Annotated in this window: 14 protein-coding genes; 7 read left to right on the forward strand and 7 right to left on the reverse strand. The window is 66.6% G+C overall.

The genetic code is table 11. The features are described 5' to 3' along the window. Positions 1 to 26: 26 nt before the first annotated feature. The 4 genes from HL666_RS06935 to HL666_RS06950 form a co-directional block, all read right to left on the reverse strand. Positions 27 to 1,493, reverse strand: a complete 1,467-nt coding sequence (locus HL666_RS06935; RefSeq protein WP_172180563.1) for a hypothetical protein — start codon at positions 1,491 to 1,493, stop codon at positions 27 to 29. Between the two features lie 111 nt (positions 1,494 to 1,604). Continuing rightward, on the reverse strand, positions 1,605 to 2,981 hold the full coding sequence (locus tag HL666_RS06940; protein WP_172131038.1) for an ATP-binding protein: 1,377 nt from the start codon (positions 2,979 to 2,981) through the stop codon (positions 1,605 to 1,607). Positions 2,982 to 3,042: 61 nt separating this feature from the next. Continuing rightward, a complete protein-coding gene (locus tag HL666_RS06945; RefSeq protein ID WP_172113703.1) occupies positions 3,043 to 3,717 on the reverse strand; it encodes a response regulator transcription factor in 675 nt (224 codons plus the stop codon). 281 nt (positions 3,718 to 3,998) lie between these two features. Further along, positions 3,999 to 4,151, reverse strand: a complete 153-nt coding sequence (locus tag HL666_RS06950; protein ID WP_172113702.1) for a hypothetical protein — start codon at positions 4,149 to 4,151, stop codon at positions 3,999 to 4,001. A 260-nt stretch (positions 4,152 to 4,411) separates the two neighbouring features. On the opposite strand from HL666_RS06950, the gene ku reads away from it, so the two are divergent. The 3 genes from ku to HL666_RS06965 all read left to right on the forward strand — a co-directional run bounded on the left by ku (position 4,412) and on the right by HL666_RS06965 (position 8,687). After that, entirely contained in the window at positions 4,412 to 5,383 is a 972-nt protein-coding gene (gene ku, locus HL666_RS06955) for a non-homologous end joining protein Ku (protein ID WP_172180565.1), read from the forward strand. Between the two features lie 400 nt (positions 5,384 to 5,783). Beyond that, a complete protein-coding gene (locus HL666_RS06960) occupies positions 5,784 to 6,785 on the forward strand; it encodes a LysR family transcriptional regulator (protein ID WP_172180963.1) in 1,002 nt (333 codons plus the stop codon). Positions 6,786 to 7,184: 399 nt separating this feature from the next. Beyond that, entirely contained in the window at positions 7,185 to 8,687 is a 1,503-nt protein-coding gene (locus HL666_RS06965; RefSeq protein ID WP_172180567.1) for a porin, read from the forward strand. A gap of 168 nt (positions 8,688 to 8,855) precedes the next feature. Here the strand turns inward: HL666_RS06965 and HL666_RS06970 are convergent, their stop codons facing one another. After that, on the reverse strand, positions 8,856 to 9,020 hold the full coding sequence (locus tag HL666_RS06970) for a Flp family type IVb pilin (protein WP_172113699.1): 165 nt from the start codon (positions 9,018 to 9,020) through the stop codon (positions 8,856 to 8,858). A 385-nt stretch (positions 9,021 to 9,405) separates the two neighbouring features. Between HL666_RS06970 and HL666_RS06975 the strand changes: the two genes are divergently transcribed. From HL666_RS06975 to HL666_RS06990, 4 genes are all read left to right on the forward strand, one after another. After that, positions 9,406 to 10,938, forward strand: coding sequence for a thymidine phosphorylase family protein (locus HL666_RS06975; protein ID WP_172180569.1), 1,533 nt, complete (start codon positions 9,406 to 9,408; stop codon positions 10,936 to 10,938). 46 nt (positions 10,939 to 10,984) lie between these two features. Further along, a complete protein-coding gene (locus HL666_RS06980; RefSeq protein ID WP_172180571.1) occupies positions 10,985 to 12,577 on the forward strand; it encodes an MBL fold metallo-hydrolase in 1,593 nt (530 codons plus the stop codon). Positions 12,578 to 12,854: 277 nt separating this feature from the next. Further along, a complete protein-coding gene (locus HL666_RS06985; RefSeq protein WP_172180573.1) occupies positions 12,855 to 14,972 on the forward strand; it encodes an OmpA family protein in 2,118 nt (705 codons plus the stop codon). Between the two features lie 12 nt (positions 14,973 to 14,984). Next, positions 14,985 to 16,544, forward strand: coding sequence for a helix-hairpin-helix domain-containing protein (locus HL666_RS06990; RefSeq protein WP_172180575.1), 1,560 nt, complete (start codon positions 14,985 to 14,987; stop codon positions 16,542 to 16,544). An 18-nt stretch (positions 16,545 to 16,562) separates the two neighbouring features. Here HL666_RS06990 and HL666_RS06995 read toward each other — a convergent pair whose 3' ends face one another. Continuing rightward, on the reverse strand, positions 16,563 to 18,146 hold the full coding sequence (locus HL666_RS06995; RefSeq protein ID WP_172180577.1) for an MDR family MFS transporter: 1,584 nt from the start codon (positions 18,144 to 18,146) through the stop codon (positions 16,563 to 16,565). 179 nt (positions 18,147 to 18,325) lie between these two features. Further along, positions 18,326 to 18,838 (reverse strand): YcgN family cysteine cluster protein, encoded by a 513-nt coding sequence (locus HL666_RS07000; RefSeq protein WP_172112148.1) that lies wholly within the window; start codon positions 18,836 to 18,838, stop codon positions 18,326 to 18,328. Positions 18,839 to 18,867: the final 29 nt, after the last annotated feature.

Below are 18,867 nucleotides of genomic sequence, written 5' to 3' on the forward strand. Positions count from 1 at the left end.
AAAACGAGCCCAGGATAGCAAAAGATCTAGCCGGCGCGCGAGGATTTTCGCTCGCCGTTCATGGCGTTTTCGGCCGACCTACTCATCAATTGGGCGTAGTCGTTGCCGAACAGCACGTGGCAGAAGCGGATCGCCGCCGACACCTGCGACTGCCGATAGGCGCGCGCCCGCGCATCGCCCGAACGCAGCGACTGCACCAGAGCCTCGGTCGCCTTTTCGACATACTGCTGCAGATCGGTGTAAGTCCGCAGCGTCACCTCGTTGATCGCGAGCTCGCCGGCATAGTTGCGGCACACCGCGACGAACTCGATCAGCGCCGCCACCTCCTCGACCTCGCCGCCGTCGACTCCGGCGCCGGCCGGAATGTCCTTGTCGGCGCGCTGACGCAGGATTCGGCGCGCGCGGCCGGGCACGCTGTCGATCTCGGATTGCAGCGCGTTGGAGATATCGGCACGGATCGCCGTCAGCTGCTTGCCCCAATTGGATTCGGAGCGCAGGTCGAGCTCGGTGCGCAGGCCGCGGACGCCGTCATGCAGCGTCTTCAGCGTGTCGCCGAGATTGGAGAAGTGCCCGCGGCGAATGTCGGCGCGCAGGCTTGCAGCGAGGTTCGCCAGGTCGTTGAGCGCGATGGTGACGGCGACGCCGAACGGCGTCGCCGCGACGCGGATCTCGTCGTCGGAGGCCGCGATCTTGGTGGCCAGGCGGATGATCTGCCAGGGCGCGGCGAGCCGCTGCATCACCAGCGACAGCGCGAAGGGCAGCATCAAGGGCGTCTGCAGCGACGGCACGTTGATGGCGTCGGTGACGGAGGCGATCTGGGAATCGCCGAGCACGCGGATGATGCCGGGCAGCCGGCCGTTGAGGCCGTCGAGCGCCTCGCGGTTCTGCAGCACCAGCGCGATCGGCAGCAGATCCTCGATCACGCTGGGCGACCCGATGCGGGCGAGCAGGCGCTGGCGGTCGCCGGTGGCGTTGGGGCCGACCAGCTTCATCAGCGCCTCGGCGGCGGCGAGCTGCAGCTTGCGCGCGGCGACCTCGACCTCGCGCGAGCTGTCGCTTCCGGCCGACATCGCGGCATCGAACTCGGCATAGCGCTCAGGCGCGCCTTCGCGGCCGAGCCACTGCCAGACCGCGAGCAGCGAGGCGCGGCGAATCTGGCCGGGACGCAACGGGCCGGTGGAATCGGTGAGGAACGGCTCCAGCGGCCGGAACAGCCGGCGCGGGCCGTCGCCGCTCTGGCGGCGCTCCTCGCGCGCCTGCGGTCGGGCCTCGATGGGTTGTGGCGGACGCGCGGGCGGAGCGGCCGGCGGCGGCGGTGCAACGGCGGCTGCCGGACGGACCACCTTGCGCAGCTGCTCGAGCACCAGGGTCGCCACGGCAACGTCCTGGCCGCGCTCGATGGCGCGCTCGAACTCGCGCATCAGGAGCGACTGCGCGTTCGGCGGCAGCTGCCCGAGATATTCCCTCAATCGCTCGTGAGCTGTCTGACCCATGCGCCGGCGTGCAAATTTCCACGGCGAGAGCGCACATCGCGCACCCCGGCCCCGACCATAACGTCCGCGGTATTAAGAACACCTTTAGGATGGCGAAATTCGCCGCCCCCGTTAAACGCCGGGCAGCCGCAGCTCGGCCCGGAGCCCCCCGACCGGCGCATCGCCCAGGGTCAGCTGCCCGCCATAGAGTGCCGCCAGATCGCTGACGATCGACAGGCCGAGCCCCGATCCCGGCTTGGATTCGTCCAGCCGCTGGCCGCGCCGCAACACCTGGGCGCGTTCGACCGCCGACAGACCCCGCCCATCGTCGTCGACGACGATCCGCAGCATCGAGGTGGCCCCCGCCTGGGCCGGCGGCTGCACCGTGACCTCGACCGAGACCCGCGATGCCGCCCATTTGCAGGCATTGTCGATGAGATTGCCGACCATCTCCTCCAGATCCTGGCGTTCGCCGCGAAACCGGGCGGCGGGATCGGCGGTCGCCTCCACGGTCAGGCTGCGCTCGCGGTAGATCTTCTCCATGGTGCGGCGCAGCGCCTCGATTGCCGGCGCCACCTCGGTGACCGTCGAGACGATGGTGACGCGGGCGGCGATCCGCGCGCGCTCCAGATGGTGGGCGACCTGGTCGCGCATCACGTCCGCCTGCTCCATCACCTTGGCCGCGAACGGATCGGCGGCATGGGTGGTGGCCTCGTTGACGATCACCGAGAGCGGCGTCTTGATGGCGTGGGCGAGATTGCCGACATGGGTCCGCGCCCGCTCGACGATCTCGCGATTGGCGTCGATCAGCGCATTGGTCTCGCGCGCCAGCGGCGCGATCTCGACCGGAAATTCGCCCTCCAGCCGCTCGGCCCGGCCGGAGCGGATATCGGCGATCGCCTCCGAGATGCGCTTCAACGGGGCGAGGCCATAATTGACCTGGAAGACCGTGGTGAGCAGCAGCACGATGCCGAGCGCCGTGAACGTGCCGCCGAGGTAATAGTCGAAGCTGCGGGTCTCGTCGAAGATCTCGGTGGCATCGCCGGCGACGCTGACGAGGAATTTGCCGTCGGAGCCGAGATCGACCGGGCGTTCGACCATGCGCAGATCCTGGTTCTCCGGTCCCTCGACATAGCCGATCCGGATACCGGCGGCGGTCAGCTCGATCCCCTGCTCCTCCAGCTTGGGAAGCTTCTTGTCCCACAGCGAGCGCGACGCCCGCACCTCCGGCTTGTCGGCGTCGGTGCGGGTGATCTGCCAGTACCAGCCGGACAGCGGCAACTCGAACAGCGGCTCGCCGAGCGACTGGAATTGCCGGTCGGGCGGATCGTCGGGGGTGGCGACCTCCGCGATCAGCGTGCGGAGATAAAGATTGAGCCTACGGTCGAACGCACGCTCGGTCGCGTTGCGATAGACCGAGGACAGCACGATGCCCGTGATGGCGAGGATGACCACGAGCCACGCGGTCGCGGACAGGAACAACCGGGTGGCAAGTGAACTCTGGCGCATGACCGCAAACTAGCGAAACGGCCGGCGCCCGGCCACCTCAATGGCAGGCGCCGGACACGGATCAGGCCCCCGCGGCCGGCGGCGGGGTCAGCAGATAGCCGAGTCCGCGCACGGTCTGGATCACGTCGCAGTCGAGCTTCTTCCTGATGCGGCCGACGAAGACCTCGATGGTGTTCGAGTCGCGGTCGAAATCCTGATCGTAGAGATGCTCGACCAGCTCGCTGCGGGAGACGACGCGGCCGGAATGGTGCATCAGATACGACAGCAGGCGGTATTCGTGTGAGGTCATCTTGACGGGATTGCCTGACACGCTGACTTTACCCGTACGGGTATCGAGCGTGACGGGGCCGCAGGTCAATTCGCTCTGGGCATGGCCGGCGGAGCGACGCAGCAGCGCGCGGATGCGCGCCAGCACCTCCTCGAGATGGAATGGCTTGGCGACGTAGTCGTCGGCTCCGGCATCGAAGCCCTGCACCTTGTCGCTCCAGCGATCCCGCGCGGTCAGGATCAGGACCGGCATCGCCCGGCCATTGCGCCGCCAGGCCTCCAGCACCGAGATGCCGTCCATCTTGGGCAGGCCGATGTCGAGCACGACCGCGTCATAGGGCTCACTGTCACCCAGAAAATGCCCCTCCTCACCGTCGAACGCACGGTCCACGACGTAGCCGGCGTCGCTCAGGGCCGTGGTGAGCTGACGGTTGAGATCCGGATCGTCCTCGACAACGAGCAGACGCACGCTTGCCTCCAAAGCTGAACTGCACGATTTCCGCCCTCAAGATGAACCGGAGGGCCGTGAACCGCGCATGAACGGAACCCGACCGACCAAGTTACATTTTGGTCATCTCGATCGGGGCCGCCGGCAAGGCGCCGACAGAATTGGGGCGGATATAAGCTCTGGGGAGTGACGATGAAAAGCCCGGCCATGCGGCCGGGCTGGATCGTAGGGAAGCGGCAGGCTCGGGCGGGGTGACGCGGGCTACGACCGGTCATCCCGCGCCGTCCCCGCTGCGGGTATCATCAGGTGTGGAAGAACACGAACCACACCAGGCCCAGGACCAGCAGCGCCAGCCCGGTGGAGATGGCCAGCATCGCCAGGACTGACGGGCCCGGCTCACCCTGCCTCGCTTCGGTGGGAGTTTCGACGATCTGCGACTGTCGTCTCGTGGCCATGGCGCCCTCAGCTCGCTAATATTCACATTCGAACGCGGTATCGCGCTCTGTTCGTTGCTCCCGTTGGCAACGTCGGCCGCCACATGATGTTCCGGCGACCGGCCCGGCTGCGACCAGTTAACGCCGCTCTCAGAATCTCTGGGCACACTTGTTGAATCCGCAGCCTGCGATGTTATCCTCGCGGCCGCCGCGAGAACTACATGCGCAGCAGCCCGGTCCGGGGAGCACGCCCGTCAGTTTGCAGTTGAGTGGAGTAGATCATGGCCCCGCGCGCCAATTGGAAGGGTTTTCTGCGGCTGTCGCTCGTGACCTGTCCGGTCGCGCTCTATCCGGCGACATCGGAGTCCGAAAAGGTCTCCTTCAACCAGATCAACCGCAAGACCGGCCACCGCATCAAATACAGCAGGGTCGACGCCGAGACCGGCGAGGAAGTCGCCAATGACGACATCGTCAAGGGCTACAAGGTCGACACCGACACCTATATCGAGGTGACCAAGGACGAGCTCGACGACATCGCCCTGGAGTCAACGCACACGATCGAGATCGACGAGTTCGTGCCGCGCACCGATATCGACAGCCGTTATCTGATCCGTCCCTACTACCTCGTGCCCGACGGCAAGGTCGGTCACGATGCATTCGCCGTCATTCGCGAGACCATTCGCAGCATGGACAAGGTCGCGATCGGCCGCGTGGTGCTGACCAACCGCGAGCACATCATCGCACTGGAGCCGCTCGGCAAGGGCCTGATGGGAACGCTGCTGCGCTACCCCTACGAAGTGCGCAACGAGCAGGACTATTTCGACGACATCCAGGACGTGAAGATCACCAGCGACATGCTGGATCTCGCCAAGCACATCGTCGAGAAGAAATCGGCAGACTTCCAGCCGGAGAATTTCGAGGATCACTACGAGGAAGCGCTGATCGAGCTGATCAACAAGAAGCGCAACGGTGTGACCATCACGGCCAAGGCGGCGCCGAAGACGAGCGGCAACGTGATCAACCTGATGGACGCCTTGAAGCGCAGCCTTGCCAGCGAGGGCGACAAGCCGCCCGCCGCCGCCCCTGCGCCGAAGGCGAAGGCCAAGAAGCCGAAGAAGCGCGTCGAGGGGCAGCGCGAGATGCTGCTGCCGATCAGCGGCAAGAAGGCCAAGGACGAGCCGAAGAAGGCGGAAGAGCCGAAAAAGTCCGAGAAGCCGGCCAGAGCGCCGGCCCGCTCGCGCAAGGCGAGCTGAGGCCGGGTCCGTCGAAGACCTCCGGCCCCGTCGAATGGCGCACGAGTTCCCATGGCCTCCCTCGACCTTGGCGCGGCGGGCGAGTTGGCCTCATGCTCACTTCGCACCCGACGCCTGTGTGCATCAGGTGAGTCGAACCGGGAAGTGCCGATCCCACGATCAGGCGCGGATTTGTGATCGCCCAGACAGGGTTTCGATGCTTGCGGAATGAGCAGGACGCGCCTAGCTCTCCGGCGCGGGTAACGATCCGGTATGGCCTCCTGCGGGACAGGGGAAATACTCGATCGATGATGGTGGGATCGACATTGGCGGAGTGGTCCCTTCTGCGCGACATAACGTTCAGGGGGATGTGGATGTTTCAGAACGACGTGAACCGACGCCCGGTGCAGCGCGCCTAGCGATGGCACGGGTTCAGCTGTCTGAGCTCTCCGCGTTCGCGGCCGTCGCGGATTCGTTGAGCTTCACCAAGGCTGCCGCTCACCTCGGCTGCTCCTTGCCCACCATCAGTCAAACCATCAAGAGCCTCGAGGAGAGGCTGGACGTCAGGCTGTTCAACCGCACGACGCGCAGCGTGGCCCTCACGGAAGCCGGCGAACGCCTGCTGGCGGAAATTCAGCCGATCCTCGAACGTGTCGACCAGGCGATCGAGAGCATCAACGCGTTCCGCGACAAGCCGATGGGCACGTTGCGCCTGACCGTATCGCGCGTGTTCGCCCTGCGAGGGCTTGGCCCCTTGATCAGGTCGTTCCTGGCCGAATATCCGGACATCCACCTCGAGCTGGCTGTCGACGACACCAACAGTGACATCGTGCGCAATCGCTTCGATGCCGGCATCCGAGCCGGCCACCGGGTAGAGCGCGACATGAAGGTCATCCGCGTGTTCGACGAGTGCAGCTTCGTCGCGGTTGCCGCGCCGGCCTATCTCGCGTCACGTCCCGCGCCAGCCGTTCCCGAGGATCTCCAGATCCATAATTGCATTCGGCATCGGGTCCCTGCTGACGATACGCTGCAGCCATGGATCTTCGACAAAGGCGGCGAGCGCACCGAAATTGCCGTGGACGGCTCCCTCATCGTCAACGATTTCGATCTCGCCCTGAACGCCGCACTCGACGGCATCGGTGTCGCCTACCTCGTCGAGCCGATGATCGAAGCGCATCTTGCCGAAGGACGGCTGGTGCGGCTGCTGCCCGATTGGGGCTACGCCACGCCCGGGCTGTTTCTGTATCATCCGAGCCGCCGCCAACCGCCGATGCCGCTGCAGGTCTTTCTAGACTTCGTCAAGCGCTGGCGCAGTGGCACCACCCTGGGCGCCATTTCGCGCGCGGCAGAGTACGGCACGAGCGGATTGGTTGCGGCGACGTCCCATCGACCGTCCATCCACGTTGAGCCCAACCGCCGCTAGTTCGTCAGGCGCAACTCGGAAACTCATCGCGCGGCGCCGACGAAGGCGACCGCATGATGACGTCTTGATCGTGAGACCGGGATTATTCGGGATTCCCACCTACCCTATTCACGATTGGCACCATTAACAGATCGACACGCAGAGGCCAAAACGAAAGCGTGCCCGAGGCGGAGTCGGGTCGAGCGAGAGCGCGTTAACGACGATCGCCCGGAGCACGCGCAAACCAGAGCACATTCATCAAATTGAAATCGGCTCATGCACACTTTGTTCAATCGTTCCGCGCGCCGAGCCGATCGGCCGGAAATCAGATGCAGGTGTGAGAGCAGCAGCGATCTGGCGAAGCCAGAGGCGACACGCGGCGGGGACCGTGTGAATCGTCGATCAACCGGAGAAACGGACATGAAGACGTTGAGGGGCCTGCTACTCGGATCGGGAGCAGTGATACTGTCCGCCGTGGCGGCTCAGGCCGCAGACCTTCCCTTGAAGGCCAAGGCTGTCGAATATGTGAAGGTGTGCTCGCTGTACGGCACGGGCTTCTATTACATTCCGGGCACCGACACCTGCATCAAGCTCGGCGGCTATCTGCGCGCCGAGACCGCGATGTGGACGAACAGCAACTATGGCGGCGCCTATAGCGGCGTGGCCGGCGCCGACAATCGCCTGAGCAACCGCTATCAGACCCGCGCACGCCAGGACGTCAACATCGATACGCGCACCGCGACCGAATACGGCGTGGTGCGCACCTATTTCGATGCCGTCTTCAGCTGGACGTCGGGTTCCGCTGCGGGAACCGGCTCCGGCACCGGCGCAACCTCCTACACGGGCGACGCCATCTCGGGCGGCATCGTCGGCGTCTACTACGCCTTCATTCAGTTCGCCGGCTTCACGATGGGCAAGGCGGTGTCGACCTTCGACGCTCCCTGGACCAACTATCCCGGCAACAATTTCGACGGCCTCGTCGGCGGTAGCGGCTCCAATAACGGCGTCAACCAGCTCACCTACACGGCCGATCTCGGTCAGGGCATCACCGCCGCGGTCTCGCTGGAGGACCAGACGCAGTTCTTCACCACCAACATCTGGAACACGTCCGGCATCACCGCCTCCGGCGTGCTCGGCGGCAACTACGGCTCGAGCGCGTTCGGCGGCACTGTCGCGCCCGACATCATCGGCATGGTTCGTGTCGACCAGGCGTGGGGCCTGTTCCAGGCGTCATTCGCCGCACATGACAATCATGCCGCCTATTACGGTGCGGCCGAGACCTCGGGTCACCCCTCCGACAAGTGGGGCTGGGCCGCGCAACTGGCGTTGTCGATCAAGAACATCCCGACCGGTCCGGGCGACATCATCAACCTGCAGGCGGTCTATACCGATGGCGCGAGCCGCTACAACTTCCAGAGCCTCGCCAACACGACCTACGCGATGTATGGCGGCACCAACGTGGCCGGCGCCTATCAGAGCATCGGCTTCGCCGGCGTCGGCGACGCAGTGTTCGGCGCCGGCACGGGCCTGTCGACCGTGCAGACCTGGGGCATGCGCGGTGCCTTCACCCACAATTGGGATCCGCGCTGGAATTCGGCGTTGTACGGCGCCTACGCCCAGGTGCGCTATGGACAGACGGGATCGAGCCTCATCTGCGCCGGCATCGCCGCGACCGCGATGCTGACTGCCGGTTCCACCTGCAATCCTGACTTCAATCTCGGACAGATCGGCGTCATCACCCGCTGGACTCCGGTGAAGGGCCTGACCTTCTCGGCCGACGTGACCTACAGCCATCTCGACCAGAAATATTCGGGCGCGGTGATCGCTCCGGCCGTCGCCAGCACGGCCAAGCCGGCTGCGATCTACCAGCTCAAGGACCAGGACACGGTGAGCATGCTGCTGCGCGCCCAGCGCAACTGGTGACGCCGACCTCGACCCCTTGACTGCTGCCACGAGCTTCCGGCGATGCCCCCGCCGGAAGCGTCGTACGTTGCAGCAGACGACACGTGGCACAATGGGACGGGCGCAGTGCAGCAGGCGCCGTGCGGGATCACGACACCCGAGACCTGACTGGCCGCTTTGAAGAGCCTGCTACTTGATCGAGCTGTTGATCGAGCCGAACTTGCTGCTCAGGCCGGAGCCGAGACCATTCACGGCCGCAAGGATCACGATGCTCAATCCACCGGCAATGATGGCGTATTCGATCGAGGTCGCGCCAGCCTGATTCTTCAGGAAGCTCGCAATCAACTGCCGCATCTACCACTCCGGTCGGGCTCGATCAGCGGACACGCCGGACGGCGCGCGCAAAGGCCGGGACGGACGCCCCACGGAAACCCTGGGCCATCGGCTTGAACAATCGGTTAACCCGATCAGGGAGCCGCACAGCCCGGATTCGGACGCCGTAGAAGAATGCGCGCCTGCTCCGACGCTCAGCCGTTTTGGCCGAAGCAGACCGCAACACACTGAGTTCGCTACTTTTTGCTGTTTGCGGCCATCCGGCCGGCCCCCCTCGGACGGATGCGCCGCAGCTGAATTTCCGCCTGACACATTCAGAAAAAATTCGGCTTGTCCGGCAGATGGCGCGGCATGATCTGGGTCAACCGTCCTGGCAACGGCCGGCATAAGCTCTATCGTGCCGACCATGATCATTGCAGATTCTGCCCGCCCTCAGCTCAAGATCCGCAGCGTTGCGCTCGATACGGGCCGCGAGAACGTGGTCGTGATCTCGCGCCGTTCCAAGGCGTTGCGTCCCGAAGTGTTCCGCGGCTTCAGCCGGGTCGAGCTGCGCTGCAACTCGCGAACGCTGCTGGCGACCCTTCTGATCACCGACGACGACGCGCTGGTCGGTCCCGACGAGATCGGCCTGTCGGAGCCGGCGATGCGCCGCTTCGCGGAAGCTCCCGGCACGCTGGCGACGGTGTCGCCGGCCACCCCGCCCGAAAGCCTGGAAGCGGTGCGCGCCAAGATCCGCGGCGAGACGTTGAGCGACCAGGCGATCGCGGCCGTGATCGAGGATCTCGCCCACTACCGCTACTCCGACATGGAGATCGCCGCCTTCCTGATCGGATCGGCCAGCTTCATGAGCTCGGGCGAGTTGCTGGCGCTGACCCGCGCGATGGCCAATGCGGGCACACAACTGAAATGGCCCGATCCGGTCGTGGTCGACAAGCACTGCATCGGCGGCATCCCCGGCAACCGCACCTCGATGGTGGTGGTGCCGATCGTCGCCGCCCACGGCCTCACCATTCCAAAAACCTCCTCGCGCGCGATCACCTCGCCGGCCGGCACCGCCGATACGATGGAGGTGCTGGCGCGGGTGAATGTCGGCGCCGACGAGATGAAGTCGATCGTTGCGGCCTGCAATGGCTGCGTGATCTGGGGCGGCCACGTCAATCTGTCGCCGGCCGACGACATCCTGATCTCGGTCGAACGTCCGCTCAGCCTCGACACCCGCGAGCAGATGGTCGCCTCGATCATCTCGAAGAAGCTTGCCGCCGGCTCGACGCATCTGCTGCTCGACCTGCCGGTCGGCCCGACCGCCAAGCTCACCAGCGGCGCGGAGGCGATGCGCCTGCGCAAGCTGTTCGAGTTCGTCGGCGACCGCTTCGGCCTGAAGGTCGAGGTGATCACGACCGACGGCCGCCAGCCGATCGGCAACGGCATCGGCCCGGTGCTGGAGGCGCGCGACGTGATGGCGGTGCTGGGCAACGAGCCGTCGGCGCCCGCAGACCTGCGCGAGAAGTCGCTGCGACTCGCCGCGCATCTGCTCGACTACGACCCGAAGCTGCGCGGCGGCGCCGGCTATGACAGGGCGCGCGAGCTGCTCGACAGCGGCGCCGCGCTCAAGCAGATGCTGAAGATCATCGATGCCCAGGGCCCGCCGGAATGCCGCAGCGAGCTCGGCGATCTCGCCTTCGACGTCAAGGCCGAGCACGACGGCATCGTCTCCGCGATCGATTGCCTGCGGCTGAACAGGCTGGCGCGCACCGCCGGCGCCCCCGTCAACAAGGGCTCCGGCATCAGGCTGTTCAAGAAGATCGGCGACCGCGTCGACCAGGGTGAGCCACTTTATCGCGTGTTCACCTGCGACCCGTCGGAGCATGATCTGGCCGCGGCGGCAGCCGGCGCCAATCACGGCTATTCCTTCGCCGGCGTGGCAAACGGTCCTCCGTGATCGGCCATTGCCGCACATCGATGCATCGTTCATGGGAGACCGCCGCATGAGTGTGACCGTTCGCTTCTGCGGTGCCGCGCACACCGTCACCGGGTCCTGCTATCTGGTGCGCACCGACAAGGGCCAGTTCCTGATCGATTGCGGCCTGTTCCAGGGCCAGAAGACGCTGAAGGAGCTCAACTATAGTGACTTCCCGTTCCGCCCTGAAGACATCGACGCGGTGCTGCTGACGCATGCGCATATCGACCATAGCGGTCTGCTGCCGAAGCTCGTTCGCATGGGCTTCGACGGCAAGATCTTCGCCACGCGCGGGACCATCGATCTCTGCTCATGGATGCTGCCCGATGCCGGCAACATCCAGGAGCAGGAGGTGCTGGCGCTGAACCGCCGCAACATCGCGCGCGGACGCGACGAGGTCAGCCCGATCTACACCCAGGCCGACGCGATCGCATCGCTGCAATATTTTCAAGCTGTTCCCTACGAGACCTGGACCGACATCATCCCCGGCGTTCGCGCCCGCTATTGGAATGCCGGCCATCTGCTGGGCTCGGCGTCGATCGAGATCGAATTCGCCGGCCAAGGCGCCGATGGCGCCCCGCTGCGGCTGCTGGCCTCCGGGGATGTCGGGCCCGATGCCAAGCTGCTGCAGCCGGACCCGAAAGCGCCGGAAGGCTTCGACTACGTGATCTCGGAGGCGACCTATGGCGACCGCATTCGCGAGCCGACCACGCCGGAGCTGCGCCGCAGCCGTCTCGCCGGCGAGGTGCGCGACGCGGCTTCCGCCAAGGGCGCGCTGCTGATCCCGGCCTTTGCGGTCGAGCGGACGCAGGAGCTGATCGTCGATCTCGTCGGCCTGATGGAGAAGGGCGAGATTCCGGCCGCGCCGGTGTTCCTCGACTCGCCGCTCGCCATCCACGCCACCGAGGTGTTTCGCGCGCACACCGAGAGCCTCGATGGCGGCAGCGATGTCGGCCGCCTGTTGTCGTCGCCGCATCTGAGGTTCACCGAGACCGTCGACGAGAGCAAGGCGATCGCCAAGCTGACCGGCTTTCACATCATCATCGCGGCCAGCGGCATGTGCGATGCCGGCCGCATCCGCCATCATCTCAAGCGCTGGCTGTGGAACAACCGCGCCACCGTGCTGCTGGTCGGCTACCAGGCCAACGGCACGCTGGGGCGCTTCCTGCAGGACGGCGTCAAGGCGGTGCGCATCCAGGGCGAGGAGATCAAGGTCGCGGCGCGCATCCGCATGATCGACGACTATTCCGGCCATGCCGATGGCGCCGAGATCGCGCGCTGGATCGCGGCCCGCCGTCCCATCGCACGCGGGCTATTCCTGTCGCATGGCGAGGAGGCGGCAATTGCGGCACTGGCCGAGCGCGTCGCCGAGCGCATCGTGCCGGCTGCAAAGGTGTTCTCGCCCCTGCTCGACGACGTCTATGAGCTCACGCAGGCCGTGCCGACGCCGCTCGACGTGGCACGCCGGCGGCGGCTCGCACCGGAAGCCGTGACGCGGCTCGACTGGCACAACGACATGTCGGGCCTGCTGCTCGACATTCACGCGCGTATCGAGCAGGCGGCCGACGACCGCGCCCGCGGCGTCATCATCCGCCGGCTGAAGCGGGCGCTCGAGGAGTGAGGAGACCGACGTCCCACGCAAAGCGACGTGACGTCGCGTCCGCCGTCGTCGAACGGTCACACTTTGATCCCAACCTCGACGGATCGGCCATCTGCCGGAAGGCGACCCGAGGAGCACGGCTGCCGAAAATGGCGCCATCTCCGCTTGTGCATAGTCAAGGACACAACGCGCAGACGGCTGGTCTCCAAAGGTGATTCTGTTACGCTCGATCTTGCGGTTCGCGGTGACTGATCGATCCGGGTGAACCGGGCGCAGGTGGGGAAACAGGGGCTCTCACATGCATCAACCATCGAAATGGTGGACGGGACTGATCGCCGTGGCCGTGCTGTGGCTCGTCGCCATCGGCTTCAAGACAACGAGTGTCGAAGAGGATATTGCACCGCGAGCGCGCGCTGCGGTCGCTGCCGCCGCACCCGATACCGCCGCGGCGCTGAAGGTCTCCGTTGCCGGCCGCGACGTTCGCATCGAAGGACCGGAGTTCGGGCCCGACCAGTCCGACCGGCTGGATGAGGCGGCAGCCGTGGACGGCGTGCGGCTGGTCGACGGCAGCTACGACAAGCTGCCGACACCGAAGCCCTACGCATTCCGGGCTGCCCGAAACGCCACGCAGCTGGTGCTCGAAGGCGGCGTGCCGACACCGGCCGCGCGCGATGCACTGCTCAAGGCGGCCCGGGCTGCATCGGCCGGCGAGGTCGTCGACCGGCTCGGCTATGCGCTGGGGGCGCCTGCGGACTTCGCTGCCATCGCGGGGCATGGCTTGGCGCAGGCCGGCAAGCTCAATGGCGGCACGTTCTCGCTCGCGGACAAGGCCTACTCGATTGCAGGCGCCGCGGCATCTTCGGACATCTATGAGGCGGCCATCGCCGCGACGCGACAGCTGCCCGGCGGCGCCGTGCTCGACAAGGTGGCCATTCTTCCACCCGAGGCGAAGCCCTTCATCTGGAGCGCGGTGCGCGACGGCAAATCGGTCGTGATGTCCGGCGTCGTTCCGACCGACGAGATCCGGCGCGCGCTCGAAGCGGCCGCGGCCAAAGCGTCGCCTGGCACGCCGGTGATGCATCACATGCAGATCGCGCGTGGTGCGCCGGCGGGCGATTTCAACGCCTACACCGCCTACGCGCTGGCCGAGCTGGCCCGGCTGACCACCGGTCGCGTCATCATTTCGGACGCGACCTACACGATTGCGGGCGAAGCGCCCTCCTCGGCCGCCTATGACGAGGCGATGGCAGCCATCGGCAAGCTGCCCGCGGGCCTGACCTTGGCGAAAGCCGACATCCTGCCGCCGGAGATCAAGCCCTATCGCTGGTCGGCAGAGTTCGACGGCACCGGCCTGGGCCTTTCGGGTCTCGCGCCCAGCACGGCCGCGCGCGAGGCGATCCTGGGCGCGGCGGGCGGACAATTCGACGGCAAGCCGATCAAGGGCCAGATCGGCATCGCACGCGGTGCGCCCGACGGCGACGTGGCGAAGGTGGGCGCGGGTCTGCTGCAGCAGCTCGCCAGGCTTGCGAAGGGGCGCGCCGAGATCAACGACACGAAGGTCTCGATCAGCGGCGTCGGGCTTGCCAACGTCACCGGCGCCTCGGTGCGTGAGACGCTGGCCGGCGCGCTCCCCGCGCCGTTTGCGCTCGCGGCCGTCGACGTGCGCGACGGCCCGGTCTCGCCTTACGCGTTCGCCCTGCAGAAGCAGGACGGCCGCGTCCGGCTGAGCGGCTACGTCCCCGACGACGCGGCGCGCCGCGATCTCGTCGGCGCGGCCAATGCGGCCTTCGTCACCGAGACGGTCGAGGACGGGCTGAAGATCGCGGACGGCGCGCCCAACGATTTCGTCAAGTCGCTGAAGGCGACGTTTCCGGCGCTGGCGCGACTGTGGTCGGCATCGCTGACCGCAAAGGACGCGACCATCTCGATCGACGCGCTCGCCATCTACGACAAATCCGCAGAGCAGGTGCGCAAGGAGCTTGCCGACGCGGCCGGCGATCTCAAGCTCGATGCGGTCAGGATCGGGCTCAAGCCCGAGAGCCCGCCTCTGCCCGTCTCAGAATGCCAGCCGGCGTTCGAAGGCCTGCTCGCCAAGGGCCGCATCCGCTTCGGCACCGGCAGCGCCGAGCTCAGCCGCGAGTCGCTGGCGCTGCTCGACCACATCGTCGACGTGGCGCAGCGCTGCAAGGAGGCGGAGATCGCGATCGAAGGCCACACCGACAATGTCGGCAACGAAGAGGACAACATGGACCTCTCGAAGCGGCGCGCGGCGGCGGTGGTCAGCTATATCAGCGAGGCCGGCATCGACACCTCGCGCATGACCTCGGAAGGCTACGGCCAGACCAAGCCTGTCGTCACCAACGACACGCCTGAAGGCCGCGCTCAGAACCGCCGCATCGAATTCGTCGTGAAGTGAGGCGCTGACATCATGATGTACGACCTGACGACGTTCCTGTTCTGGATCCTCCTCTCGCTCGTGATCGGCGGCGTCGTCGGCTGGAGCACCTGGTCGAATGCCAAGCGCCCGGACTGGCTGCGGAGCTGGCTGTTGCCGGCCACGCTGGCCTTCGCGATCGGCGCGCTGATGGCGATGCTGAGCGTGCTGCCCGGCCGCGCCGGACTATGGCTCGAGGTCGCGCTGCTGATGGTCGGCGCCTATGTGCTCGGCTGCCTGGCCGGCGGCCAGCTGAAGGAATATGCCGGGCTGGGTGATACCAGCGCGATGTCGCCGGGAGGCCCTGGAAACAGCGTCGCCTTCGCCGGCGCGACCGCGGCGGCGAGACCTTGGGCCGACAGCCCGTCGCCGGCTGCGCAAGCCGCGGCCAGCATCGAGGCTGATCGCCTCGCTGCCGAAGCCGCCGCAAAGGCCGAGGCCGAGCGGCTCGCCGCCGAAGCGGCCGCGAAGGCCGAGGCCGATCGCCTCGCCGCAGAAGCCGCCGCAAAGGCCGAGGCCGATCGCCTCGCCGCGGAAGCTGCCGCAAAGGCCGAGGCCGATCGCCTCGCCGCGGAAGCTGCCGCGAAGGCCGAGGCCGATCGCCTCGCTGCCGAAGCCGCAGCGAAGGCCGAGGCCGAGCGGCTTGCCGCAGAAGCGGTCGCGAAAGCAGAAGCGGAGGCCGCCCGCCTGGCGGCTGAGGCCACCGCGAAGGCCGAAGCCGAACGTCTGGCCGCAGAAGCCGCGGCGAATGCCGAGGCTGATCGCCTGGCCGCGGAGGTCGCCGCCGTCGTCGCGGAGCCTGCGTCGGAATCGACCGCTGCCGAGGATGGGCGTCCGCCGGCCCTTCCCGCCCCCGACGGCGCCGCTGACGATCTCAAGCTGATCAAGGGCATCGGACCGAAGAACGAGGCCATCCTCAACGACATCGGCGTGCATCATTTCAGCCAGATCGCGGATTGGTCGCCGGCCCATGCCGGCTGGGTCGGCCATCACATGGCGTTCCCGGGCCGCATCGAGCGCGAGCATTGGATCGCCCAGGCGAAGCTGCTCGCAGCCGGAGTTGATACCGTGCATTCGACCGCGGTGAAGTCGGGCGCGCTCACGATCGACGATCGGGCCGACACGCCCCTGAGCGAGCATGAGGCGAACGATCTCATGGCGCAGCTGCCCACGCTGATGCCTGCGGTCGAGAACGAGGAGGCCCACGCTGGCAGCCGGCCGCTCGGCCTGGCTTCCCCGCGCGGCGGGCAAGCCGACGATCTCAAGATGATCAAGGGCATCGGCAAGCAGAACGAGGCACGGCTGCATGGCCTCGGCATCTGGCACTTCGCGCAGATCGCAGCATGGAGCCCCGAGCACGCCAAATGGGTCGGCTCCTATCTGGCGTTCGCCGGCCGGATCGAGCGCGAGCAATGGATCTCGCAGGCGAAGGAGCTGGCGAGCGGCGGCAGCACCGAATTCGCCCGCCGCGTCGAGGCCGGACTCGTCAAGTCATCGCTCGACGACGGCTCGCATGGCCAAGACAATGTCGAGGTGGTGCAGCCGCGGGACTAGACGGATGCCTGCGGAGCCCTATTCAGCCAGCTCGACCGTCTTGTCGCGCGACGGCCCCGCGAGCGGACGCTCCTCCATCAGGATCATGCTGACCGCGGCAACGGCCAGCATCACGGTGGCCGCGCCGTAGACGTAGCGGAAGGCATGGATCATGTCCGCTTCGGCGATGCCGCTGACCGCGCCATGGGCGCCTTCGACGAACGAGACGTCCGTCCCGAGCGCCATCAGCAGGATGGCGCTGAAGGCCGCAACGGCGAAAGATGACATCATCGAGCGGAAGAAGTTCATGGCCCCGGTGATGGTGCCGATCTGGGCGCGGTCCACGGCGTTCTGCAGCGACACCACCGAAATCGGGAACGCCGTTCCGAGGCCGATACCGAACACGCAGAGCAACAGCAGCAGCACCCACAGCGACGGCGTCGTCACGGTCATCGCGACTGAGGCGATGGTGCCGATGATGGTCCCGGCGATGGCGACACGCTTGTAGTGCTTGACCCGGGCCATGGTCCGGCCGGCGAGCGCGGCGCCAAAGGTCGAGATCGCCGCGAGCGGAATGAGGCCGAGCCCGGCCTGGCTCGGCGTGAGGTGATAGACCACCTCGTAATAGAGCGGCAGGTGGACGGTCAGCCCGATCATGGCGCCGAGCGCGCAGCCGCCGGCGAGCATGCCGTAGGGCACGACCGTGCCGCCGATCAGCGCCAGCGGCAGGAACGGCTCGTCCGCCCGCCTGGCGTGCCAGACGAAGGCGAGCCCGAGCGCCACGGCGCTGCCGATCATCGCCAGGATGGTCGGCGACAGCCAGGCCAGCTTGTGGCCGCCCCAGGTCAGCACCAGCATGAACACGACGGCGGAGGCCATCAGCAGCAGGCCCCCGGCCCAGTCGACCTTGCGCAGCCGGTGAAAGACCGGCAGCCGGCCCATCTTGGGCAGCAGCAGCGCCAAGGCTGCGACCGCCAGCGGAACGTTGATCCAGAAGATCATCGACCAGTGCAGATGATCGGCGAAGAAGCCGCCGATCACGGGCCCGAGCAGGCCGGCGAGCAGCCACACGCCGCTGAAATAGGCCTGGTATTGGCCGCGCTCGCGCGGGCTGACCACGTCGGAGATCACGGTCTGCACCACCGGCATGATTCCGCCGCCGCCAAGCCCCTGCAGTCCGCGGGCGAGGATCAGCACCGGCATGCTCGGGGCGAGCGCGCACAGCACGGAGCCGGCCACGAACAGGCTGAGCGCCGCAATGATCATCGAACGCCGGCCATAGATGTCGCACAGCGTGCCGAATACCGGCGCCACCGCGGTGGAGGCCAGAAGGTAGGCGGTGATGACCCAGGAGAGATTGGTGACGTCCTGAAACTCGCGGCCGATGGTCGGCAGCGCCGTCGCGACGATGGTCTGGTCGAGCGCGGCCAGGAACATCGTCAGCAGCAGGCTCATCAGGATGGTGCGCACCTCGGCCGGGGTCAGCGGCACCGGTGGCGCCATCGCAGGCGCATCCTCGATCGCCTGCACCTGCGGCGGGATCGCCGGCAGCTCGGCGGCAATCTCTTCGGGCAAGGATTGGGACACGGCAGGGTAATGGCTCTGCCGATCAAACTTGTTCATGGGAATATTGCTGTGCCGGGCGCGACGCATGCCGCGCGGATTCGCTGAGTAGCGAACTACTTAAGGCAAAATTTTCCCTCGCGGCAGCGGGTCCGGCGCATGGGTGCATCCCGACAGCGCCAGACCCGTCGCGCCGAATTGAGTTGCTGCGAGCGCGAAGTGATCGGAGCCGGCAGCGCCTATTTCGGCCGCCGCTTGAGCTTGGCGCGCCTCGGCAGCAGCACCGGCCATTGCACGATGTGATCCTCGAGCTGATCATCCGGCACGTCGTCCTCGGTGCCCTCGACCCGGCCGCGCACCGAAACGCCGGCTTCATGCACCGTCTGAGGATCGCCCGAAATCAGCGGATGCCACCAATAGAGATCGCGTCCTTCGGCCACCAGGCGGTAGCCGCAGCTCGGCGGCAGCCAGGTCAGGGTGCGCACGTTCTCAGGCGTCAGGCGCACGCAATCCGATACTTGGTCCGAGCGGTTCGGATAGTCCTTGCAGGCACATAGGCCGGCATCCAGAAGCTTGCAGGAAATGTGGGTGAAATAGATGTCGCCGGTATCCTCGTCCTCGAGCTTCTCCAGGCAGCAGCGCCCGCAGCCGTCGCACAGGCTCTCCCATTCCGCCTCCGACATCTGCTCCAAGGTCTTGGTTTTCCAGAACAATCCCTCCTGGCCCGAGGGACGTTTGAGCGGTGCTGTCATGCTTCGAATCCCATCGGGGGCGGCGTGGC

Origin of the sequence: Bradyrhizobium aeschynomenes, from assembly GCF_013178945.1 — a bacterium.
GTDB lineage: Bacteria > Pseudomonadota > Alphaproteobacteria > Rhizobiales > Xanthobacteraceae > Bradyrhizobium > Bradyrhizobium aeschynomenes.